Below are 19,128 nucleotides of genomic sequence, written 5' to 3'. Positions count from 1 at the left end.
GGTCTGACCCGGTTGTCAGTACCCTAGTTAACGGTTCCGGAGATATAGGTTTCATAGGACCAGGGGGTCACGTTGGAGCGTCCCTTTCTCCAGGTCTCGAAATCCTTGATAAAGGATTCCTGTGACTCGAGGATCTTCTTGGCATTGGGGTGCTTGGCCTTGATCTCGTCGACATACTTCTTGGCAACCTTGCGGAACTCGATCAGGGTCGCTGTGTCCATCTGGACGATTTCAACCTTTTCCGCCAGCTTGTTCATGGCCTCGGCGTTGAGGTTCTGCATCCAGTTATAGGCCCAGAGCTGGGTCTCCTTGGCAGCCAGTTTGACGATCTCCTGCAGGTCCCGGGGCAGGGCATCCCAGGCATCCTTGTTGAAGAAGACAAAACACTGGGAACCAGGCTGATGGACGCCGGGCTGGATGGAGTACTTGGTGATCTCGTCAAAGCCCATGGGATAGCTCATGGCCGGTGCAGAGAACTCGGCACCATCGATGACCCCGCGCTCCAGGGCCAGGTAGACCTCGCCGCCGGGCATGGGGGTGGCAGAGGCGCCCAGCCGGTTGAGGATATCCATATACCAGCCAACGGTGCGCACCTTCATCCCCTTGAAGTCTTCCATCCTGGTGGCCTTCTTGTTGGAGAAGATTCCCATGTCCTGTCCGGACTGACCGGCAGGCAGGGGCACCAGGTTGTAGTTGCCGTAGAGTTCCTGGGCCAGTTCCAGGCCACCCTGCTCGTAGAGCCAGATGTTGTAGCCTTCACTGTCCAGACCAAAGGGCACATCTCCCAGGGCGACAAAGGCCTCATCCTTGCCCTTCCAATAGCCGGGCCAATCGTGTCCGGCCTGGACCGATCCCTTGGATACGGCGTCAAAGGTCTGCATGGCAGGCACGATCTCGCCGGCGGAAAATGGTTTGATATCCAGGCGGCCGGCTGAGGCCAGGCGCACGGAATCACAGAAGTGGACCGCCATATCGTAGAACAGGAGTCCCTTGGACCAGGGCATGGTCATCTTCCAGCGGATCTTTTTGGTTGAAGGCTTGAACTTGACCCGTTTGGCTTCTTCATGGCGTTCGTCGATCCCGAACTTTGCCCGCTTGGCAGCCAGGGATGGGCCGGCGCACAGCATGATGGCCAGAACAGCAACCAGCGATGTAAACCAGTACTTCCTCATGATCTCCTCCGATACAGAATGATGGGTAATGGTGACCGCAGAGCCGGCCCCGGTCTCACCTGATGGGGGCGGCAAGGGATAGGCTTGGCGGGCAACCGTCGTGACTCTTTCATAGCAGCTTGCATGCCAGAACAGGTTTGCGCTCGTTAATGCCGGTAAAACAGTGTGTTGGGTTGTCTGTCGGGCGCTGGACCTTTTCCGGGCAGTGGGCAGGCAGCCGTCAACAGTCCTGGAAAAAAGAAGGAGGGCGGCAGGGAAGGGGGCCGGGCTCTCTTTGGAGAGGGCCTGCTTAGGCTATAATAAGCTCCTCGACCTGCTTAATATCTTGAAATTAGGGGATATTGGAGAGGGGGCATGGTTGGGAGGCGGCCCTTGCCTGGAGCCGAGAAAAGGACAGGCCTTGTCTTAAAAATAAGAATGGGGGCAGCCGGCCGGAGGAGGAGTCCGAGGGCCGGGAAGGGTGGTCCCATCCCGGTCCTGCTCAGAGGGAGAGGTTGTTTTTCTTGAGGAGCAGATAGAAGTGGGACCTGGAGAGCTTGGAGGTGGCCAGGATTTTCCCTATATCTCCATCACTTTGCCGGATCACCTCGCTCAGGTAGACCTTCTCCGCCGTGGTCTTGAACTCCTTGATCGAGGGCAGGGCCGAGTCAAAGATGTCTGCAAAGATCTGCTGTCCTATTTTTCGGACGCCGCTGCTCGCCGCTTCAGCCGTGGTGGAGCTCAACTCCTCGCTGCCGGTCATCTCGCGGATCTGGGACTTGGCCACCTTGATCCGCAACTCCCGGGAGAGATGGACCCCATAGAGGGTCTCTTCATCTCCGGCATCGATCATGGCCCGTTCCAGGATATTGTAGAGTTCCCGGACATTGCCCGGCCAGTGGTAGCGCTTGAGAATGTCGAGGAAGTCTTCCCCGATCTTCTTGGGAGAAAGACCGAATTTTTGGCAGAGGTGTTCCATCCTGATCTTCAAGAGCTCCTCAATATCGTCGATCCGGCTGCGCAGGGGCGGCAGGTGAATACGCATGGTCTTGATCCGGAAGAGGAGGTCGCTGCGGAAGGCGCCCTGTTCGACCATGGCGCCCAGGTCCCTGTTGGTGGCAACAATCAGTCGGAAGTTACTGCTCTGCTGTCTGGCGCCTCCCACCGGCCGATAGTGCTGTTCCTGGAGGACGCGGAGAAAGACCTTTTGCATGGAGAGCGGCATTTCACCGATCTCATCGAGAAAGAGGGTGCCGCCGTCTGCCTGCTGGATCAGGCCCGGTCGATCGGCATTGGCCCCGGTAAAGGCCCCCTTGCGGTAGCCAAAGAGGGTGGATTCCACCAGGGATTCAGTGAGTGAGGCGCAGTCCACCACCACGAACTGGCCCCTGGCCCGGGGGCTGTTGGCGTGGATGGTGGTGGCAAAGAGTTCCTTGCCCGTACCGGTCTCTCCGGTAATCAGGACGTTGGCATCGGAGCGGGCCCCCTTGGCCGCCTGCTGAAGGCTGGCCCGGATGCCCTGGCTGTTGCCCACCACCTGGTTGGTTTTCAGCTGTTCCGGGTGGAGCCGGTGTATCTTCTCCTTGTGGTACTTCAGGGCCCGATCCAGGGTGAGGCGGATTTCGCGGACACTGGAAGGTTTGAGCAGGTAGTCCCAGACCCCGCCCTTGATGGCCAGTTCGGCGCCATCGGCGTCCCCCTTGCCGGTGAGGATGATCACCTCCGGCGGGTCAGGCTGGGCCATGATTGCAGGCAGGAGGTCGAGGCCGTTACCGTCGGGCAGGCAGACGTCCAGGAAGAGGACATCGTAGTTGTGCTGTTCCACCAGCTCAAGGCCTGTGGCCAGGTCATGGGCCATGTCACAGGGCATGCCCAGCCGGTTGATCAGGCTTTTCATGGTTTCGCAGGTTTCCTGGTCGTCGTCAATGATCAGCATCTGTTCCATGGTTAGCTGGCTCCCGAACATATGATGGTGAGGACCTGCTGCAGCTCATGGCGGTCATAGGGCTTGAGCAGGACCTGGATGATGTTGTCGCAGCTGCGAGCGGCCAGGACGGCGTCCTCCCGGCCAGAGACCAGCAACACCGGCAGGGGGGCCAGTTCTGCGGCCAGTTCGATCCCGCTCATGTCCGGCAGGTCATAATCCGAGATGAGCAGATCAAATGGGAGCTCGCCATCCCGGAGTATCTCCAGGGCGCTGAGCGGGTTGTCCACGGCCTGGACCCGGTGACCCATCTCCCTGAGGATGCGGGGCACGCTGTTGAGCTGGTCCTCGTTGTCTTCTACAAAGAGAACGCTCAGCGAACCGGAGGCCAATTCGATCTTCTGCTGCTGGCCGTGGCCCTCGGGCTCACCTGCCGCCGGGAGATAGACCGTGAACTCGGTCCCCTGCCCAGGTTCGCTCTCCACCTGGATGGCCCCCCGGTGCGCCTTGACGATGCCGTGGACCACGGCCAGGCCCAGGCCCGTGCCCTCGCCGATATCCTTGCTGGTAAAGAAGGGGTCAAAGATCTTGTCCTGGATCTCGTGGCGGATGCCCGGGCCATCGTCGCCCACGGTGATGGTCAGGTATTTCCCGGGTGGCAGGTTGACCCCCAGGGCAGACTCCTGCTCAAGGATGGTCTGGTCCAGGGTGATCCGCAGGGTCCCGCCCCCGTCGCGGAGGGCATGAAAGGCGTTGGTGCAGAGGTTGAGGATCACCTGATGGATCTGGGTGGGGTCGGCATGGACGAACATCTCGGCTCGCGCGATCCGGGTGACCACCTTGATGGAAGAGGGCAGGGAGACTTCCATCAGACTGAGCACCTCCCGGATGATGGCGGTGAGGTCCGAGGGACGGAATTTTTCCTGGGAGGGCCGACTGAAGGAGAGGATCTGCTTGACCACCCCGGCCCCCCGCCTGGCCGCCTTGAGGACCCGCTGCAGGTCTTTGCCGGTCTGGGAGTCGGGTTCGATATCGTCGATGGCCAACTCGGTGGAGTTGATGATCGAGGTCAGGATGTTGTTGAAATCGTGGGCAATGCCGCCGGCCATGGTGCCGATGGCCTCCATCTTCTGGGACTGGAGCAGTTGTTTCTCCAGGTTCTGTTCCTTGGTGATGTTTTCCGCGGTACTGAGGATGCCGACGATACCGTTGTTCTGATCCTTGAGCGGTACCTTGTTGACCTCAAGCCAGCCCGTGGAGCCATCCTGGCGGATGATTTTCCGCCGGACCTTGCGAAAGGCCTCCCGCCTGTTGACCACCGCCGAATCGGCGCTCACCGACCAGTGCACATAGTTGGTATCCCGGACCACATCCCGGGTATTCCTGCCCACCATGCTCTCCAGGTTGGTGATGCCGAAGAATTCGATAAAGGCCTGGTTGGCGCCCAGATACGAGCCGGAGAGGTCTTTCCAGGAGACCAGCTGGGGAATGGTATCCATCAGGGTCTCCTGAAAGGAGAGCTGCTCCAGGGCCTGACGCTCCACCTTGCGCCTGCCGATCATGGCCACGGTAAGAAAGACCAGGGCGATGAAGAGGAGCAGCAGTCCGATCATGATGGTCCAGAAGAGTTCTCTGGAGAGTTCGTAAAAGGCCCTGGGAGTATTGATGATGATGGAAGAGGGGGGCAGCAGGGTCTGCTTGATCTTGAGCCGCTGCATCACCTTGTAATCAAAGATATAGCTACCGGTTGGCTGGACCACGATGGGGATCTGCTCGATCTGTTCCCCCTTGAGCAGACGGAGGGTCATGGCTGCGGCCTCTTGACCGTGGGCATAGCCGGAGAGCATCCGTCCCCCCACGGTGCCATGGCCCAGGAGGAACTCCCAGGTGGTATAGATGGGGACCGAGGAGCGGGCGTAGATGGACTCCATCACCTCCTCGGCGGTATAAAATTTGTCCTCGATGGTCTGGTACCAGGGGGCAAAGAACAGGAAGGTGTCGGCCGGCAGGTCCTCCACCCGCTTCAGGGTTTCCTCCAGGGTGAGTTGAAACCAGAAGTCCACCTGGAAATCCTTGAGATAACGATCGGCTATGGTCACGATCTGGCGTTCGATGGCCCGCCCTGCAGTGGACTGGTCACCGACCACGATCATCCGATTCTTGCCGGGATGGAGCTGACGGGCCACCTCAATGGTGGCCAGCAGGTCAAAGGACTCGACAATGCCGGTGATGTTGCCGCTGGCGAGATCGACAGAGTCGATATCGTTGATCCCGCAGAAGACCACCGGTACTCCGGGGAAGAGGCTGGCGCGGTTATCGAGGGCGAAGTTGAGGGCATCGTTATCCGAGACCATGACGGCATCAAAGCGCTCATCCTGGAATTTTTCCCGGTAAAGCTCCAGTAACTGCCGGGTGATGGAGGGGTAGTTGTACTTCTTGGCATCCATATACTCGATCTGGAGATCCACCTTGTAGCTGCTCTTGGTCAGGACGGAGCGGACGCCGCGGAGCAGCTCGTCGGACCAGAGATAGCCGTGGTGATAGGAGTTGAGATAGAGGATATGCTTCTTCTCCCTGGCAGCCGCAGCAGAACAGGTCAGCAGGGAGATCGCCGCAAGGAGGAGCGTCAGGCGACAAAGGTAAAGCAGGAGGTTCATGGCTGCCACCAACAGGCTGGAGAGGAGGGGAATACCTTTACGATGCCTTAAAATCTATGCAAGATAAAGTCCTTTTGCAATGAAAAGTATCGGCTTGGCAGCCGGGGTGGAGGGAGGAGCAGCCGGGCAGGTGGCTGGGGCTCCTTGAAAGAGCCCATTTTGCAAGCTGGCCTTGGACCAGGGGTCTCCTGCCGGGGCGATCAGCGGCAGCCCTGGAGGATATCTTCGAAAAAGGCCGGGGAGTATTGCCGCATCCGCCAGACCTTGGCCAGGCCGCTGGTGTGGGCGGCGATCCTGGGGTGGTCCTGGCTCGGGATCTGCAACGCCTCCAGGGAGGTGGGGACCTGGATGGCCTCCAGCCAGCCAAGGAAGGCCTCGATGCAGTGGTTGAGCCGGCGTTCCCGGTCGTCCCCGGTCCCGGACCTGGGAAAGAGACCTGCGCCCAGTTGGGCCAGCCGCTCGGGTCTGCTCCGGGCAAAGTGGTGCAGCCAGCCAGGGAGGAGGGCGGCCAGTCCAGCCCCATGGGGGGTGTCGTAGAGGCCGCTCAGGGAGTGCTCCAGGAGGTGCATGACCATCTCTATTCGGCCGAGACCGGCCGCAGTCAGGCCGTTGAGGGCCAGGCAGGCGGTCCACATCAGGCTGGCCCGGGCCTCGTAGTCGCAGGGATCGGCCAGGCAGCGCTCACAGGCCTCCATGCCGTTGTTGATCAGGCCCTCCATCAGCCGGTCCTGGACCGGGGTATCCGGATCCTGGGTGGAGAGGTAGAACTCCAGGATATGGCAGATCGCATCCACGGCACCGTAGGCCGTCTGCTCGGCGGGCAGGCTGAAGGTGAGTTCCGGATCCAGGATGGCGGTCTGGGGGTGGAGCAGGCGATGGCCGAAGCCGAACTTTTCCCGGCTCTGGTCATGGGTCAGCACCATGCCATGGTTCATCTCTGAGCCCGAACCAGGGAGGGTGGAGACGGCCAGGAGGGGCAGGGTGGCCCGGACACTCTTTTTGCCGGTGAAAAATTTCCAGACATCGTGCGCGACCATGGAGCCGGCTGCGATGGCCTTGGCCGTGTCGATCACCGAGCCGCCGCCGGCGCCGATAATCACCTCGATCTCCTCTGCCCGGACCTTGAGGATGCCTTGGCGTACCTTGGAGAGCAGGGGGTTGGCCTGGATGCCGCCGAACTCGGCGCAGCTGACACCGGCCTGGTGGAGGTGGCCCTTGATCTGCGCCAGGGTGCCGGATGCGCGGAGGCTCTCTTGGCCGTAGACCAGCAGGGCCCGCTTACCCAGCAGCCGGGTCTCGGAGCCGATGGCAGCCAGGGTCTGCCTGCCGAAGAGGACCTTGGTGGGGTTGTGAAAGACGAAATTCTGCACAGCTCTTATTTCTTGGAAGGACGGTGGTGGAGGAGGTGTCGCTGCCGTTTCTTGTGGTGGAGCAGGACAAAGAAACGGAAGGAGGCCAGGTAAAAGATCAGGGCTATGGGAAGAGCCAGCAGCACCCCTCCGGTGAGCATCACCAGGGCGGTGTTCATCCCGATTTCACCCAGGGTCTGGAGACCGTGCCAGAGGCCATGACCCTGGAGCTGTTCCAGCAGGTTCTTGATCTGCTCCCAGGAGAGTCGGTTGGGCAGGATCTTGTTTCCCAGCCACCAGGCCCCGTAGTAGTGGGGGACAAAGGTCAGGGGGTTGGAGACGATGGTACTGGCCATCAGGGCGACCAGGGGATTGACCCGGAGCAGCAGGGCCCCACCCAGGATCATCACCGTGTGAAAGGGGAGGGTGGGCGTGATGCCGATGGCCGCACCCATGGCCGCGCTGGTGGCCAGGGCGCGGGGGCTGCCCTGGACCCTTTTCAAACGGAGATAAAAATATTGAGCGGTTCGTTTTAGATTCACAGATTCGTCAACCACAATACAGAGTTGAGGGTGTATGCTATACCCTTAGCCCATCGGAGGAAAAAGGTAAAGTAAACCTGCTCGCGCGGCTTTCTTGGCTGAAAGGTCATCTTACCCCTGGCTCTCTCCATGAGCAGGCTATTTTTCCTGCAGGACAGCGGAGAGCTGTCCGTGGGGAGCTACCCCGGCTCGGACAGTGCAGGCTGCCCTCAGGAGAGTGCCGGCTCAATGATTCGGCTCAGGCGGATAAAGTCTTCCACCGCCAGTTTTTCCGCCCGTATCCTGGGATCCAGGCCGGCCTGTTGGATCAGCCCGGCCAGTCGCTCCTTATCCTCTCCCAGGATGGCGCTGGAGAGGGCGTTGAGCAGGGTCTTGCGGCGCTGGCCAAAGGCGGCATTGACCACCCGACGAAAGAGTTGCGGGTTATACTCCTCCAGTTGGCGGACCCGTTCAGGCTGGGGATCAAAGGTGATCCGGATGACCAGGGAGTCTACCTTTGGTTTGGGATGGAACTCTGCCGGTTTGACCTTGAGCAGGGGCTCCACCGCAGCACAGGCCGCCAACAGTACGGTGGGTGCCCCGTAGGCCTTGGTGCCGGGTTGGGCCAGGAGTCGCTCGGCCACCTCCTTCTGGAGCATGACCACGGCCGAGGCCATGGCCTGACGGTGGGCGATGAGCTGAAAGAGGAAGGGGGAGGAGATGGAGTAGGGGAGGTTGGCAACGATCTTCAACTTTTCCCCGGTCTCCCGGGCCAGGGCGGTGAGGTCGGTCTTGAGGATATCGCCATGGCGCAGCTCCACCGTCTCCGGAAGTTGCTGCTGCTCCTGGTGCATCCGGATCAGGCCGGAATCCGCCTCTATTCCGATGACCCGGGCAGCCTGACGTGCCAGACAGTAGGTCAGCGCTCCCAGGCCCACTCCCACTTCGATGATGGTATCTCCGGCCTCTACCCCGGCTGCGTTGACAATGCGCTGGGCAGTGTGTTCATGGACGAGAAAATTCTGACCAAGCTTTTTGCTCGGTGCCAACCCCTCTTTTTTCAGGGTGGATTTGGTCTGTTGGTAGGTCATGGTTGTCTAAGTCTGGGCGTCAGGAAAAAAGAAGGCTACCCGGAACATCTGCTTTTTCTGTAAATCTCTGCGTTATGGTGAAAATTTTATCTGCGGCCTATCCCGTAGATGGCTGCGCTAAAATTTTCCCTGCCTTGATCTTGATCGAAAAATCGAACTGTTCAAAGTGCCAGGAAGGTTTGGTTCAGGTCGCTTCGCCGCCGGCGCCTCAGGCTGTATGGGCTCAAAGGGTGCCAGGGCTCGGAAAAACGGTTTCTCAGTTGAGGGGAGAGCGCGAGTAGGCATCATCATCCCACTCCACCCTCCGGCCCGCCTGATAGTGGTACCAGCCGGCCAGGGCGATCATGGCCCCGTTGTCGGTACAGTACGCAGGCCGGGGCACAAACAGGCTGAGCCCCTCGCGGTCGCAGGCTTGCTGCATCAGGGTGCGCAGCCGCTGGTTGGAGGCCACGCCGCCGCCCAGAGCGATCCTGGTATGACTGTTTGCCCGGGCCGCGTTGACGGTCTTGGTGACCAGCACCTCCACCACGGCCTCCTGGAACGAGGCGCAGATGTCTGCGATCTTCAGGGGCTCGCCCTTTTGGCGGAGTTTGTGGACATAATTCATGACTGCGGTCTTGAGGCCGCTGAAGCTGAAGTCCAGGCTGTCCTTGCCCAGCCAGGCCCGGGGGAAGGTGATGGCCTTGGGATCGCCGTCCTCGGCCAGGCGGCTGACCACCGGTCCGCCGGGATAGCCTAACTCGAGCAGTTTGGCCACCTTGTCAAAGGCTTCGCCGGCGGCATCATCCCTGGTGCGGCCCATACGGCTGTATTCGACCGCCGAGGCCACCGAGAAGAGGGAGGTGTTGCCTCCGGAGACCGTCAGCGCGGTGTAGGGATACTCTGGCCGCTCCTGTTCCAGCATAGAGGAGAGAATATGGCCGGCCATGTGATCCACACCGACACAGGGCAGGCCCCTGACCATGGCCAGGGACTTGGCAAAGGTGAAACCCACCAGCAGGGAACCCACCAGACCGGGGCCCTGGGTGGCGCTGATCAGTTGGACCTCATCCAGGCTCACCCCGGCCTGGTCCAGGGCCTCTCGGACCACCGGCCAGATCATCTCGATATGGCAACGTGAGGCCAGTTCCGGGACAATCCCGCCAAAGCGGGCATGGATTTCGTTTTGAGAACTGACCACATTGGCCAGGACGGTTTCCTCTTTCCCGTCAAACACAGCGGCAGCGGTATCGTCGCAGGAACTTTCAATGGCAAGGATGAGCATAGTAGACTGGAGATATTGCAATCAAGGGGATTCGGTGGTATCAGTTGATCGATAAGCCGTTACAGGCAACAGCGGCGTCTTGGCCGAGCTCTACACCAGGTTGTGCATGGCGGGGCACCGTCGTCTTTGCAGGGTACCTTCCGCGGCAGAAGAGCGCATAGCCCACAGGCCCGGTGAAGCCCGGTGCGTCGAGCCGTGAAGGGTATCTTGGTTTAAAGAGCACCTCGTTCAAGATACCCTCAGATAATATCTTTATAGTTTAACCCATGAATTCAGAAATAGCCAGCTCCCATCCCGCCGCCCATCAACTCGTTGATACCTTTTCCCGCTCCATCTCCTATCTGCGTCTCAGCCTGACCGATCGCTGCAACCTGCGCTGCATGTACTGTGTCACCGAAGAGGAGAGTAACCAGTGTCCTCCCAAGCTGCAACACCACGATCTGCTCAGCTACGAAGAGCTTCTCCGGGTTGTGGGGGTGGCCGTGGAGATGGGGATCACCAAGCTGCGCCTGACCGGAGGGGAACCGCTGCTCAGGCGTGGGGTGATAGATTTTATCCGTCAGCTTGGGGCCTTGGACAAACTCACCGATATCCGGCTGACCACCAACGGGGTTCTCCTGGAAAAGTATGCCGCCGATCTCCTGGCCGCAGGGGTTTCCAAGGTCAATGTCAGCCTGGACACCCTTCAGCCTCGACGTTTTGCGAAGATTACCGGGGTAGACTGTCACCGCCAGGTCTGGCGTGGCATCGAAAAGGCCCTTGAGGTGGGCTTTGCCTCGGTAAAGATCAATGTGGTGGCCATGCGCCATATCAATGATGACGAGATCAAGGACTTTGTCCGCCTCTCTCGGACCATGCCCCTCCAGATCCGCTTCATCGAGTTCATGCCCATCGGCCGCTCCACCCGCTGGAACGATGAGACCTTTATCTCCGCAGACGAGATCAGGACCAGGCTGGCACAGTTTGGCGAGCTTCTCTCCCTGGAGCGACGCCTGAGCGATGGCCCGGCCCAGGTCTTTCGTCTGGGTGAGGATGCCTTGGGCTCCATCGGCTTTATCAGCCCGGTCTCCCACCATTTCTGTGACGAGTGCAACCGGCTGCGCCTGACCTCGGCCGGGGCGCTTCGTTCCTGCCTGCTTCACGATGATGAGATCGATCTCAAGGCGATCCTCCGCGGCGGCTGTGACGACCAGGGCATCAGTCAGGCCTTCCTGGACGCCATCCGTAACAAGCCCAAGGGGCATCAGCTGGAAGAACGGCTCAGGGATTCGGGCGCCAACTGCCATGGCCAGATGTCCAGGATCGGCGGCTGATTCCCGCTTCCCGGCAGGCCGGCATTGGCTGCCCCTGCTAGTAGCTGCTGCCTAACCAGGCCCCAAGGCGATCAAAGGCCGTATTGATCGTTGCCTCGGTACCGCCAAAGGAGAGGCGGAGGTGGCCCTCGCCGCCCAGGCCGAAGGAGCCCCCCGGAACGGTGATCACCCCGGTTTCCTCCAGCAGTTGAATGGCCACCTGGTCCGAGGCCTCCTCGGACCAGAGGTAGCGGGCCATGATGTAAAAGGCCCCCCTGGGCGGGACATAGCTGAAATAGGGGTGGAGTTCGTCCAGGCGGCGGCAACAGAGCTGGCGACGCCGGTCGAGCCGGCGGCAGCACTCCTCCACCCACTGGGGCTCAGTCTCCAGGGCAGCCAGGGCAGCATACTGGCTCGGGGTGGGGGCACAGATGGTGGCTGCATCATGGACCTTCATGATATGCTCCATCCAGTGGGGCCTGGCGGCAACCCAACCCACCCGCCAGCCGGTGAGGCAGTATTTCTTGGAGAGCGAGCCGATGGAGATGACGTGGTCCCGGTAGGGGGCCATGGCCAGAGGATTGGCCGCCTGTTTTCCCCCATAGATCATATAGTCGTAGGCCTCGTCGATGATCACCACCAGACCGCGTTCCACGGCCAGGCGGCAGATGGCCTGGATCTCCTGATCGGTATAGACGTTGCCTGTGGGATTACCGGGGTTGCAGAGCAGGATCGCCCTGGTCCCCGGAGTAAGGGCCGCTTCAAGCCGGGTAAAATCCAGCTCCCATTTCGGCCCCAGGGGCACATAGACCGGTCGGCCTCCGGCCAGGAGGATCTGCTCCGAGTAGGAGGCATAGGTCGGCGAGGGCAGCAGGACCTCATCCCCCTCATCGACCACGGTGAGGATGGCGGCCAGTAAGCCCTCCATGCCCCCCACGGTGATACAGAGCTCCTCGTCCGGATCCAGCTCCACTTCCTTTTCCAGAAAGAGGTGCTGCGCCAGTCGCCGCCGAAGTTCGGGCAGGCCGTTCTGGAGGCTGTAGTTGGAACTGGCGCCATTGGTGGCAATGACCTCCTGGACTGCGGCCAGGACCTCTTCAGGCGGGGCGAAGCCGGGGACGCCCTGGCCCAGGGAGACGGTGTCGTCAATGGCCGCAGCCCGTTGGGCCATCAGCTTGGTGGCCGAGGGGGCAACGGCCTGGATGCGTCTGCTGGGTCTGGACAGGGGTGAGCGCTTGTTCATAGCTCCTCCTCTGTCGGGCCTGCAGGGGGGAAGACCTTGCCAGGGTTGAGGATCTTGTTGGGGTCAAAGAGGGCCTTGATCTCTTCCTGGAGCGCCACGCTGGCAGGGGCGATTTCCATGGGCAGGTACTGCCGTTTGGCCAGACCGATACCGTGCTCGCCGGAGATGGTGCCGCCCAGTTCCAGGCTATGGGCCAACAGGGCTTTGACCGCGGCCGTGACCTGGTTACGGCGATCCCCATCCTGGGCAGTGACGCTGAGATGGATGTTGCCGTCACCGGCATGGCCAAAGGCGAAGATCTCCACCCCGTACTCGGCCTCGTAGGCCGACAGCTGATCCACCAGGGTGGCGATGGTGCTCAAGGGTACGGCCACATCCTCCGGGTCATAGAGATTGGCATAGTCGTGGATCCGGAGGCTGACCTGGCGGCGAATGGCCCAGATCTCCTCCCGCTCCTGCTCATTGGCCGCATTGACCAGGGCCACCACTCCCTCTGCCTCCATCAGTTCGTTGATCCGCTCTTTTTCTTCGGCGATCTGAGCACCAGGTCCGTCCAACTCCAGGATCAGGAGCGACGGGGTGGTACCGGGCAGCCCAAAGGGCAGCATCTCGCCCACCAGGGAGAGGCAGCGGTGGTCCAGGAACTCGATGGCACAGGGCAGGTGGCCACCGGCCATGATCCGGGTGACGCTGCGCATGGCGCTCTGCATGTCGCTGAAGACCGCCATCATCCCGGTGATGGCCGGTGGCCTGGGGATCAGTCGCAGCCAGAGGCTGGTGATGATGCCCAGGGTGCCCTCGCTGCCGATCAGGAGGTTGGTCAGGTCATAACCCACCACCCCCTTTCTGGTCTGCACCCCGGTTTCCAGCAGCTGACCATCGGCCAGGACCGCCTCCAGTCCCAGGATATAGTCGCGGGTGGTGCCATACTTGACACAGGCCGGGCCGCCGGCATCGGTGGCGGCGTTGCCGCCGATGGTGCTCAGATCCATGCCGGCCGGGTCAGGCGGATAGTAGAGGCCCACCGAGGCGGCCGCATCCTTGACCTCCTGACTGATGGCCCCGGACTGGGCCTTGAGGATGCCGTTGACCGGGTCGATGAGGGTGATCTCCCGGAGCCGTTCGGTGGAGAGGACCAGGCCGCCCTGGTCGGCCAGACAGCCGCCGGCCAGGCCGCTGCCGCTGCCCCGGGGTGTCACCGGGAAGCGGTGGCGCTGGGCCAGCTTCATCACGGCCTGGACATCTGCCACACTCTGGGCGCAGACCACCATCTCCGGGCTGAAGCAGAGCTTGGAGGCGTCGTTGCAGTATTTCCTGAGTTCTGCCGGGTCTGTGACCACGGCACCAGGGCTGAGGGCGGCCTGGATCTCTGCTCTGATCCGGCTGCTGATGGGGGAGTAGCTGTTGGTCATGGCTGCGGACGCCGGGAGCACCGGCTGGTTGAAGGGGTATCTGTGGTACGGCCTTATTTATGACCGAATCCTGGAATGTAGAGCCGCTGCTCGATCTTCTTCAAGATCAGGACCGCGCAACTGACCAGGGCCAGGTAGTAGAGACCGATGATGGTAAAGACCTCGGTGAAACGGAAATACTCGGTGGCAATGGTCTTGCCCTCGCCGGTGAGCTCCAGGCAGGTGACGATATAGGCCAGGGAGGAGTACTTGATCAGGTAGATGATCTCGTTGCCGCAACCATGGATGGCCCGGCGGATGGCCTGGGGGATGATGATCCAGAAGATGGTCTGGAGGGTGGTAAAGCCCAGGGCCTGGGCTCCATGATACTGGCCCCGTTTGATGGAGAGCAGGGCCCCTCGGATATACTCGGACTGGTAGGCCCCGCTGCAGAGGATGAATCCGGTGACAGCGGCGGCATAGGGAGAGAGATAGAGGCCCAGGTTGGGCAGGCCGAAGTAGAGGATGAAGAGCTGGACCACCAGCGGGGTACCCCGAAAGATGGCGGCATAGGTGTTGCCCAGGGTACGTACCAGCCCATTGCCGAAGGCGCGCAGGCAACCGGCGAAGATGCCGATCAGGATCCCGCCCAGGGCCGAGGGGATGATCAGGGCCACGGACATCAGGAGGCCACGGTTGAGGCTTTCAAAGAGTTCCTGGTAAAAGGGGGAGAGTTCCACGCTGTCTACTCCCCGGAGAGTTGGTTTAAGCGATCACAGAATCCCTGGGTCTTGCTGGCACACCCAGCCCCCAGGAGTTCCGCCGGACTGCCCTGCTCCGCGATCCTGCCGTCTTCCATGAAGAGGATATGGTCGGCCAGGGTGGCGATCAGGCTGATCTGATGGGTGGCCATGATCATGGTCATGCCCTTGGCAGCCAGCTCCTTGATGACGTTGATCACCTCGCCGATCAGTTCCGGGTCCAGGGCCGAGGTGGGCTCATCCAGGAGTAAAACCTTGGGATCCATGGCCAGGGCCCTGGCTATGGCCACCCGCTGTTTCTGACCGCCGGAGAGTTGGGCCGGGTAGAGTTCGGCCTTGTCGGCCAGGCCGACCTGCTCCAACTCAAGCCGGGCCCGTTCATCGGCCTCTCTGCGGGGGAGCTTCTTGATCTTGCGCAGGGCGATGGTGATGTTGTCCCGGGCCGAGAGGTGGTCGAAGAGGTTGAACTCCTGGAAGATCATCCCCACATCCTGGCGATGCTGGTAGAGCGCCGGCCGGGAGTGGATGTCGAGTCGCTGCCGGTCAAACTCGATCTCTCCTCCATCGGGGATGGTCAGGCAGTTGATGCACTGCAGCAGGGTACTCTTGCCCCCGCCCGAGGGGCCGATCAGGACGATGATTCCACCCTTGTGCAGCTCAAAACTGACCCCCTTGAGGATGGGGTTGTTGTCAAAGGTCTTCCGGAGTGCTGCAACCTTGAGCAGCGGCTGGCGAGTGGTCATTTGTTCATACCTTGGTGACTGTAGCCGGGAATGCGGACATACTTGTGGAGTTTATCTAAAATAAGCACACCGCCCCAGGTGAGGAGGAAGTAGATGACCCCGGCAGCGATATAGAGGGCGAGGTGCTGGTAGGTCCGGGAGGCGACAAACTGGGTCCTGGCCATGATCTCCGGGGCGCCGATGACAAAGGCCAGGGCCGAATCCTTGAGGATGATGGAATACTCGTTGGACCAGGCAGGGATGGAGATCCGCAGGATCTGGGGCAGGACAATGGAGCGGATGGCCTGGCCATTACTCATCCCCAGGGCGCTGGCCGCTTTGAACTGTCCGGCAGGCAGGGAGAGGATGGCCCCCTTGAAGATGTTGGCCTGGTAGGCACCGGTGGTCAAGCCCAGGACAATGGTGACCGAGGTAAAGGCGCTGAAGTTGAGGCCCAGGAAGGCAAAGAGGCCAAAGTAAAAGAGAAAGAGCAGGACCAGCACCGGCACGCCCCGGAAGAACCAGACATAGGCGCCCACCAGGAAGCGGGTCACAGGGTTGCCGTAGACCATCCCTACGGCAGCGAGAATCCCCACGAGCAGGCCAACCAACATGGCACTGACCACAATCGCTCCGGTAAAGAGGGATCCCTGGAGGAGGTAGGGGAGGGCGTCGGCAATAACGGCAAGGCTGGTAGACATGGTCACTACCTGGAATCAGGGCTCCTGCCCTGCACCCTGCCGCAGGTGGTGCGGCGGCGGGATGCGGAGGCAGTGCTGGAAAGAAAGGGGCGGACACACCCGGGTGGGTCTATCCGCCGGCAGGGTCGCTACTTCTTCAGTTCGTACTTCTTGACCAGCTCGTCCCAGCGGGGAGAGGCCATCAACTTGGTCAGGGCTGCGTTGACCTTGGCCAGCAGTTCGCCCTCGTCCTTGCGTACGGCATAACCGAAATGCTCCTCTGCCATGCCAAAGGTGCCGACGATCTGGACCGCCTTCTTGGCAACCGCATCCTGGGCCGGGGCATCATCCATGGCAGCGGCGGCGAGCCGACCGTTGAGGACGTCTTCCACGGCCAGGGGTGAGGAGTTGTAGTAACGGAGCTTCAGGTTCCAGCCGCGCTTGGCCGCCTCTTCCTTGAGCCACTTGGCCTCAGAGGTACCCTGCTGGACGCCGACCACCTGCTTGGTGGTGAGGATCTGGTCGATGGTGAGGGCAGAGTCCTTCTTGGTGACCATGACCTGCTTGATCTCCCAGTAGGGGATGGTGAAGTCGACCTTTTTGGCCCGCTCTTCGGTGATACTCATCCCTGAGGCGATGATGTCGATCTTCTTGGTCAGCAGGCTGGTGATGATCCCGTCCCACTCGATGGGCTGGTGGCTGACCTCCATGCCGATCTCCTTGGCGATCCACTCCATGGCATCGACATCAAAGCCACTGGGGGCACCGGTCTTGTCGATATAGGCAAAGGGCGGAAAGTTGGCATCGATCCCGTTGACGATCTTTGTCTTGGCGGCAAAAGAGCTATTGGCCAGGCTCAGGGCCAGGGCACAGGCGAGGGCGACAAACGGCAGGGTTCTACGAATCATTGGTCGGTTCCTTGGTTAAGTTGTTGGGGCATGGCAGCATCTTTGCTCAGGATGGAGCATGGGCAGACCGCGCTGCCGCGCTGCATTTCCAGCCCTGATATATATGAAATGCCATGGTGTGTCAACCGAGTTTCCGTTGCTCCAGTTCATCCCAGCGGCTGTAGAGTTGTTCCACCTCGGACTGGAGTTGCTGTTGCTCCTGCCAGTACTCCTGGAGCTGTTCAGGATCCGAGGCCGCCTCGGAGGAGGCCATCAGGCCCACCAGCTCCTCCAGCCGCTCTTCCCGGAGCATGATGGTCTCTTCCATCTGCTCATATTCCCGCTGATCCAGGTAGGAGAGCTTGCCGGGCCGGGGTTTGTTCTTTTTGGCCGGAGCCGGGGCCGGCCTCTCCTCCTTACCTGCAGGCTTTTCCAGGGCCTCCAGGGCCGCGAGCCACTGCTCAAAATCGGCAAAAAAGCCGATGCCGCCCCTGCCGTCAAAGCCGAGGATGGTGTTGCAGACCTGGTCCAGGAGGAAGCGGTCATGGGAAACCAGCACCAGGGTCCCGGGAAATTCGGCAAGGCTCTCCTCCAGGACATCCAGGGAGGGGATGTCCAGGTCATTGGTCGGTTCATCCAGGAGGAGGATGTCGGCGGGCTTGAGCATCAGCCTGGCGATCAGGATCCGGGCCTGTTCACCACCGGAGAGGCGGTGGACCGGGGTGTCGAGTTGGTCGGGACGAAAGAGGAAGCGCTTGGCCCAGGAGACCACATGGATGCTGCGCTCCTGATAGGTGACCGAGTCACCGTCCGGGGCCAGGGCCCTGCGCAGGGTGACCGACTTGTCCAGCTGTTCACGGCGCTGGTCAAAGCTGACGATCCGAACCTTATCGGCGGTGGCGATGCTCCCGCTGTCCGGCCTGGGGCCGTCCTCTTCGGCTGCGGCTGCAAGCAGCTGCATCAGGGTGGATTTGCCCGTGCCGTTGCGTCCCAGCAGGCCCAGACGAACCCCGGGGGTCAGGGTAAGGTTCAGCCCCTCGAACAGAGGGCTGGCACCATACCCCTTGGAGATGGCCTTGCAGCTCAGCAGCTTCTTGGTCTTGCGGTTGGTGGCTTCAAATTTGATCCCCACGCTGCCCTGGGCCCGGTTTCTGCTGCGGACATCGGAGAGTTCATCCTGGAGTCGGCCGGCCTCGTCGATCCGGAACTTGGCCTTGGTGGTTCTGGCCTTCGGCCCCCTGCGGAGCCACTCGGTTTCCCGCCGGACCTTGTTGCTCAGCCGCTCCTCCATGGCGTGTTGCTGCTCAAGGAAGGTGGCCTTCTGCTCCAGAAAGTCGGCATAGCTGCCCTTGACCTCCAGGGAACCCTGGGGATAGATGGGACCCAGTTCGATGATCCGGTTGGCGGTGTTTTCCAGGAATCGGCGGTCATGGCTGACCATCAACAGGGCAGAGGGTGACTCGGGCAGGTTGGCCCGGAGGAGTTTCTCCAGCCAGATGATGCCCTCGATGTCCAGGTGGTTGGTCGGCTCATCCATCACCAGTACCTCGGGATGGACCACCAGGGCGCGGCAGATGGCCAGCCGCTTACGCCAGCCCCCGGAGAGATCCTTGACCGCGGCTTCCTGATCCGTGAACTCGGCGCGGCTGAGGACGGCATAGATCCGGTTGTACTGCTCGGCCTGATCGATATCCAGCTCTTTGACGCTCTCGTAGAGGTTGTCCACGCAGTTGCGTTCCTCTAGAAAGAGATCCTCCTGGGCCACGTAGCTGATCCGGGTGTGTTTTTGGAGGGTGATCTCACCGGCATCGCTGTCCGTGAGATTGCAGAGGATCTTTAAGAGGGTGGACTTACCCGAACCGTTGGGCCCGATCAGACCGGCCCGGTCGCCGGGGTGGAGGTTGAGGCTGATGTCGGAAAAGAGGGTCTGGGCGCCAAAGGCCTTGCTCAGGTTTCGGCAGCTAAGAAGTGGTGGCATGGTTGGTTCTCTGCAGGTGGAGCTGGTTGAAGGATGACATGAGGTTGGAGAAGGGGGCCTCTGCAAGAGGGCCGGTCGATGGTGCGGGTTCTGTTCAGGCTGTGCGCCGGGAAGGCCGAGGAGGGGGCCCTTGTCTCGGGGGTTCCCATGAGAACTCTCCAGCCAGTGGCAGCGGCAGCTGCAGGCCAGGGCCCGAAAGAGCCCTGGCCTGCAGCCA

The 19,128-nt window shown here is 61.1% G+C and carries 15 protein-coding genes; 1 reads left to right on the top strand and 14 read right to left on the bottom strand.

The genetic code is table 11. The features are described from left to right. Positions 1-23: 23 nt before the first annotated feature. The 7 genes from G494_RS0101975 to tsaD form a co-directional block, all read right to left on the bottom strand. Complete coding sequence (locus G494_RS0101975) at positions 24-1,172, bottom strand: TRAP transporter substrate-binding protein (RefSeq protein ID WP_028583181.1); 1,149 nt, start codon at positions 1,170-1,172, stop codon at positions 24-26. A 481-nt stretch (positions 1,173-1,653) separates the two neighbouring features. Next, positions 1,654-3,096 carry a sigma-54-dependent transcriptional regulator gene (locus G494_RS0101970; protein WP_028583180.1) on the bottom strand — a complete coding sequence of 481 codons (1,443 nt, stop codon included), beginning with the start codon at positions 3,094-3,096 and terminating at the stop codon, positions 1,654-1,656. Positions 3,097-3,098: 2 nt separating this feature from the next. Further along, the gene (locus tag G494_RS21445) at positions 3,099-5,732 is read right to left on the bottom strand and encodes a hybrid sensor histidine kinase/response regulator (protein ID WP_051305257.1); all 2,634 of its coding nucleotides are present in this window, start codon (positions 5,730-5,732) and stop codon (positions 3,099-3,101) included. Positions 5,733-5,932: 200 nt separating this feature from the next. Further along, positions 5,933-7,102 (bottom strand): iron-containing alcohol dehydrogenase, encoded by a 1,170-nt coding sequence (locus tag G494_RS0101960; protein ID WP_028583179.1) that lies wholly within the window; start codon positions 7,100-7,102, stop codon positions 5,933-5,935. A 5-nt stretch (positions 7,103-7,107) separates the two neighbouring features. Then, entirely contained in the window at positions 7,108-7,623 is a 516-nt protein-coding gene (locus G494_RS24985; RefSeq protein WP_161629921.1) for a DUF2062 domain-containing protein, read from the bottom strand. A 209-nt stretch (positions 7,624-7,832) separates the two neighbouring features. Continuing rightward, positions 7,833-8,693: a 16S rRNA (adenine(1518)-N(6)/adenine(1519)-N(6))-dimethyltransferase RsmA gene (gene rsmA, locus G494_RS0101945; protein WP_028583178.1), complete on the bottom strand. Its 861-nt coding sequence runs from the start codon at positions 8,691-8,693 to the stop codon at positions 7,833-7,835. A 256-nt stretch (positions 8,694-8,949) separates the two neighbouring features. Beyond that, a complete protein-coding gene (gene tsaD, locus G494_RS0101940) occupies positions 8,950-9,957 on the bottom strand; it encodes a tRNA (adenosine(37)-N6)-threonylcarbamoyltransferase complex transferase subunit TsaD (protein ID WP_028583177.1) in 1,008 nt (335 codons plus the stop codon). A gap of 266 nt (positions 9,958-10,223) precedes the next feature. Here tsaD and moaA point away from each other — a divergent pair, with 266 nt between their 5' ends. Next, positions 10,224-11,270 carry a GTP 3',8-cyclase MoaA gene (gene moaA, locus G494_RS0101935; protein ID WP_028583176.1) on the top strand — a complete coding sequence of 349 codons (1,047 nt, stop codon included), beginning with the start codon at positions 10,224-10,226 and terminating at the stop codon, positions 11,268-11,270. A 37-nt stretch (positions 11,271-11,307) separates the two neighbouring features. On the opposite strand, the gene G494_RS0101930 is transcribed toward moaA, so the two are convergent. The 7 genes from G494_RS0101930 to G494_RS0101900 all read right to left on the bottom strand — a co-directional run bounded on the left by G494_RS0101930 (position 11,308) and on the right by G494_RS0101900 (position 18,911). Next, complete coding sequence (locus tag G494_RS0101930) at positions 11,308-12,492, bottom strand: pyridoxal phosphate-dependent aminotransferase (RefSeq protein WP_028583175.1); 1,185 nt, start codon at positions 12,490-12,492, stop codon at positions 11,308-11,310. Then, positions 12,489-13,904 (bottom strand): FAD-binding oxidoreductase, encoded by a 1,416-nt coding sequence (locus G494_RS0101925; protein ID WP_028583174.1) that lies wholly within the window; start codon positions 13,902-13,904, stop codon positions 12,489-12,491. The genes G494_RS0101930 and G494_RS0101925 overlap by 4 nt, the downstream gene beginning before the upstream one ends. A gap of 53 nt (positions 13,905-13,957) precedes the next feature. After that, entirely contained in the window at positions 13,958-14,623 is a 666-nt protein-coding gene (locus G494_RS0101920) for an amino acid ABC transporter permease (RefSeq protein ID WP_028583173.1), read from the bottom strand. Positions 14,624-14,628: 5 nt separating this feature from the next. After that, positions 14,629-15,387 (bottom strand): amino acid ABC transporter ATP-binding protein, encoded by a 759-nt coding sequence (locus G494_RS0101915; protein WP_028583172.1) that lies wholly within the window; start codon positions 15,385-15,387, stop codon positions 14,629-14,631. Continuing rightward, entirely contained in the window at positions 15,384-16,067 is a 684-nt protein-coding gene (locus tag G494_RS0101910; RefSeq protein ID WP_028583171.1) for an amino acid ABC transporter permease, read from the bottom strand. The genes G494_RS0101915 and G494_RS0101910 overlap by 4 nt, the downstream gene beginning before the upstream one ends. Before the next feature lie 128 nt (positions 16,068-16,195). Next, positions 16,196-16,954, bottom strand: a complete 759-nt coding sequence (locus G494_RS0101905; RefSeq protein ID WP_028583170.1) for a transporter substrate-binding domain-containing protein — start codon at positions 16,952-16,954, stop codon at positions 16,196-16,198. 121 nt (positions 16,955-17,075) lie between these two features. Next, the gene (locus G494_RS0101900; RefSeq protein ID WP_028583169.1) at positions 17,076-18,911 is read right to left on the bottom strand and encodes an ABC-F family ATP-binding cassette domain-containing protein; all 1,836 of its coding nucleotides are present in this window, start codon (positions 18,909-18,911) and stop codon (positions 17,076-17,078) included. Positions 18,912-19,128: the final 217 nt, after the last annotated feature.

Source organism: Desulfogranum mediterraneum DSM 13871, assembly GCF_000429965.1.
GTDB classification, from domain to species: domain Bacteria; phylum Desulfobacterota; class Desulfobulbia; order Desulfobulbales; family Desulfobulbaceae; genus Desulfogranum; species Desulfogranum mediterraneum.
This window is presented reverse-complemented; position numbering and strand designations above follow the sequence as displayed.

Coding starts and splice junctions, on each gene's coding strand:
- G494_RS0101975 (WP_028583181.1), bottom strand. CDS start 1,172: ATGAGGAAGTACTGGTTTACATCGCTGGTTGCTGTTCTGGCCATCATG.
- G494_RS0101970 (WP_028583180.1), bottom strand. CDS start 3,096: ATGGAACAGATGCTGATCATTGACGACGACCAGGAAACCTGCGAAACC.
- G494_RS21445 (WP_051305257.1), bottom strand. CDS start 5,732: ATGAACCTCCTGCTTTACCTTTGTCGCCTGACGCTCCTCCTTGCGGCG.
- rsmA (WP_028583178.1), bottom strand. CDS start 8,693: ATGACCTACCAACAGACCAAATCCACCCTGAAAAAAGAGGGGTTGGCA.
- tsaD (WP_028583177.1), bottom strand. CDS start 9,957: ATGCTCATCCTTGCCATTGAAAGTTCCTGCGACGATACCGCTGCCGCT.
- moaA (WP_028583176.1), top strand. CDS start 10,224: ATGAATTCAGAAATAGCCAGCTCCCATCCCGCCGCCCATCAACTCGTT.
- G494_RS0101930 (WP_028583175.1), bottom strand. CDS start 12,492: ATGAACAAGCGCTCACCCCTGTCCAGACCCAGCAGACGCATCCAGGCC.
- G494_RS0101925 (WP_028583174.1), bottom strand. CDS start 13,904: ATGACCAACAGCTACTCCCCCATCAGCAGCCGGATCAGAGCAGAGATC.
- G494_RS0101915 (WP_028583172.1), bottom strand. CDS start 15,387: ATGACCACTCGCCAGCCGCTGCTCAAGGTTGCAGCACTCCGGAAGACC.
- G494_RS0101910 (WP_028583171.1), bottom strand. CDS start 16,067: ATGTCTACCAGCCTTGCCGTTATTGCCGACGCCCTCCCCTACCTCCTC.
- G494_RS0101905 (WP_028583170.1), bottom strand. CDS start 16,954: ATGATTCGTAGAACCCTGCCGTTTGTCGCCCTCGCCTGTGCCCTGGCC.
- G494_RS0101900 (WP_028583169.1), bottom strand. CDS start 18,911: ATGCCACCACTTCTTAGCTGCCGAAACCTGAGCAAGGCCTTTGGCGCC.